Annotated in this window: 4 protein-coding genes; all 4 read left to right on the forward strand. The window is 69.6% G+C overall.

Going from position 1 to position 2,856, the window contains the following annotated elements; translation table 11 throughout:
* The coding region (locus VKN16_17165; GenBank protein ID HME95940.1) for an ABC transporter permease subunit at nt 1-431 on the forward strand (431 nt) is incomplete at its 5' end.
* A gap of 128 nt (nt 432-559) precedes the next feature.
* Nucleotides 560-1,288: an ABC transporter permease subunit gene (locus VKN16_17170; protein ID HME95941.1), complete on the forward strand. Its 729-nt coding sequence runs from the start codon at nt 560-562 to the stop codon at nt 1,286-1,288.
* A 17-nt stretch (nt 1,289-1,305) separates the two neighbouring features.
* Nucleotides 1,306-2,286: an ABC transporter substrate-binding protein gene (locus VKN16_17175; GenBank protein HME95942.1), complete on the forward strand. Its 981-nt coding sequence runs from the start codon at nt 1,306-1,308 to the stop codon at nt 2,284-2,286.
* 181 nt (nt 2,287-2,467) lie between these two features.
* The coding region (locus VKN16_17180) for an isocitrate/isopropylmalate family dehydrogenase (protein ID HME95943.1) at nt 2,468-2,856 on the forward strand (389 nt) is incomplete at its 3' end.

The following is a 2,856-nucleotide window of genomic DNA, read 5'->3' on the forward strand; positions in this document are numbered from 1 at the left end:
GGTACCCGTCGCTGATGCTGTTCTTCGGGCTGGGCCCGGCGTCGAAGATCGCCTTCGGCGTGCTGCTCGGCTTCTTCCCGATCGTGCTCTCGGTGCTCGCGGGCATCCGCCAGGTGCCGGCCACCCTGGTGACGGTGGCGCGGTCCATGGGCGCGCGCCCCTGGACCGTGTTCCGCAAGGTCATGTTGCCCGCGATGGCGTCCACCATGGTGGGTGGCCTGCGCGCCGGCCTGGCGCTCTCGGTGGTGGGCGTGCTGGTGGGCGAGATCCTGGGCTCGCGGGCCGGCGTGGGCTACGTCATCAACTACGCCTACGGGCTCATGATGACGCGCGAGTACGCGGTGCTGGCACTGATCGCGGCCGCGGCCATCCTGGCGGTGGACACGGTGGGCGCGCTGGTCGAGGCGCGGGTGAAGCGATGGGCCGGCTAATCAACCCGGAGGGGGGCTCGCGCCCCCCTTCCGGACCTCCCCCCGAAGACAAGGTTGCGCCGGCGAAGCCGGCGCTCGAAGCGGCCAGTCCGTCGCGCTACGGCCGCTTCTTCGATAGTCGGGTCGGCGTGCTGGGCGCGCAGGCCGCGTCGATCGCGGCGGTGGTGGTGGCCTGGCACGTGGCGGTGCGCACCGGCGTGGCCGACCCGCTGTTCGTCCCGGCGCCGGGCGCGGTCGCCGGCGCGCTCGGGACGACCGCGAGCGAGGCACTGCCCCGCCTCGGCGACACGCTCGCCAAGGCCTTCCTCGGCTACGCGCTCGCGGTGAGCCTGGGGGTGGCGGGCGGGCTCCTGATCGGCTCGCGCCGGCTCGTGCACGCGGTGGCCATGCCCTATGTCGTCGCGGCCTACGGCGTGCCGAAGATCCTGGTGCTGCCGTGGATCGCGCTGATCTTCGGGCTCGGCACCGGCACCGCCGTCATCACCGCCACCCTCTTTGCGGTCTTCCCGATCCTGCTCATGGTGGCCGCTGGCACCCGCGACGTGGACCCGACGCTGATCACCGCCGCCGTCTCGATGGGCGCCACGCGCGGGCAGGTGAGCCGAAAGGTCCTCTTGCCGGCGGTGCTGCCCTCGGTGCTGGCCGGCATGCGTATCGGGGTGGTCTTCGCGATGCTCGGGGTGCTGCTGGCCGAGATGTTCGCGGGCACCCGCGGGATGGGCTTCCTCATGCAGCGCATGGCCATGGCGTTCAAGGCGTCGGAGCTCTTCGCGGCCACCGCGGTCGTGTCGATCCTGTCCATCGTCGTGGTACTGTCTCTCGAGCATCTCAACCAGCGCCTCTCTCGCTGGCGCTGACTCCAGGAGGCCCGTCAATGACGACGACCCGTCGCAGCTTCCTCAAGACGATCGCGGGCACCACCGCGGCGGCCGGGATCGGGACGTGGCGGCCGCGCTCGGCCCGGGCCGCAACCGCCGTGAAGGTCGGCTGCGTGGTCCTCGGCGACATGGGCATCAACGCGCCGACGATGATCGCCCTCGAGAAGGGGTACTTCAAGCACAACGACCTCGACGCCGAGATGATCCCGTTCAAGGGCGGGCCCGACCTGCTCAAGGGCGTGCTGGCCGGCGGCGCCGACATCGGGCTCACCGGCGCCACCGACCCGCTGGTATTCCGCGAGCGCGGCACCGGGATCCGCGCCATCGCCACCATCCTCGAGAAGAACCACTTCACGCTGACCGTCTCGCCGAAGATCAAGAAGGTCGAGGATCTCAAGGGCGGCTCCATCGGCGTGACCGTGGTGGGCTCCACCACCTGGGTGTTCGCGCGCATGCTCGCCAAGAAGATGGGCTGGGAGCCCGAGAAGGACATCAAGATCGTGGGCGTGGGCGGCATCGACGCGCAGGCCGCCGCGCTCAAGCGCGGGGAGACCCAGGGCTGCATCTTCGGCGACGCGGGCTCGGTGCTGGAGTACCAGGGCGTGGGGCACATCATCATGCGCCTGGACGAGGTGACCCCGAAGTGGATCAGCCTGATCGCCTATTCGACGGACGAGCTGATCAGGACCAAGAAGGACACGCTGCAGCGGACGTTGAAGTCGATCTTCCAGGGCCAGAAGTTCTTCCGCGAGAACCCCGAGGAGACCATCCGCATCGCGTCCAAGGGCATCGGCTGGCCCGAGCCCGCCACCCGCCGTGCCTACGACCTGGTCAAGCCACTCCTGTCGGTCGACGGCCGCATGGATCTCGAGGCGATGAAGGTCATGCAGGACACCCTGCTGGAGCTGAACGTGCTCAAGCAGCGCCTGCCGCTCGATCAGCACTACACGACCGAGTTCGTGCCGGTAAAGATCTAGAGCAGGCGGCTGAAAAGGACCCATCTGCGGGAGTGCGCCGCCCTCGGTCGGAGCGCTCGACGTACAGAGAGTACGCCTCGCGCCCGACCTTCGGGCGGCGCCTCGCATCTGGGCCCTTTTGAGCCGCTTGCAGGGGTTGGGCGCCTGCCGGCTTCCTGGGCGGGTGGGAGATAATGGCGGCATGACTCGCCATCAGGTCGTGTTGATTCCGGGTGATGGGATCGGTCCCGAGGTGACCGCGGCGGTGCAGCGCGTGCTGAAGGCGGTCGAGGCGCCGATCGAGTGGGTGGAGCACGTTGCAGGGCTGTCCGCCATCGAGCGCGGCCGGGACGCGCTGCCGACCGAGACGCTCGATGCCATCCGCACCCACGCGGTCGCGCTGAAGGGGCCGTGCACCACCCCGATCGGCGAGGGGTTCGTCTCCATCAACGTGCGGCTGCGCAAGGAGCTGGACCTCTACGCGGCGGTGCGGCCGGTGCGCAACCTGGACGGGGTGCCGACTCGCTACCAGGGGGTCGATCTGGTGATCGTGCGCGAGAACACGGAAGGCCTCTACTCGGGCATCGAGGC

This window comes from Candidatus Methylomirabilota bacterium, from assembly GCA_035315345.1.
Taxonomy (GTDB): Bacteria; Methylomirabilota; Methylomirabilia; order Rokubacteriales; family CSP1-6; genus CAMLFJ01.

Excerpts from the sequence above, each read along its gene's own strand:
- VKN16_17175 (HME95942.1), top strand. The coding sequence starts at position 1,306 with ATGACGACGACCCGTCGCAGCTTCCTCAAGACGATCGCGGGCACCACC.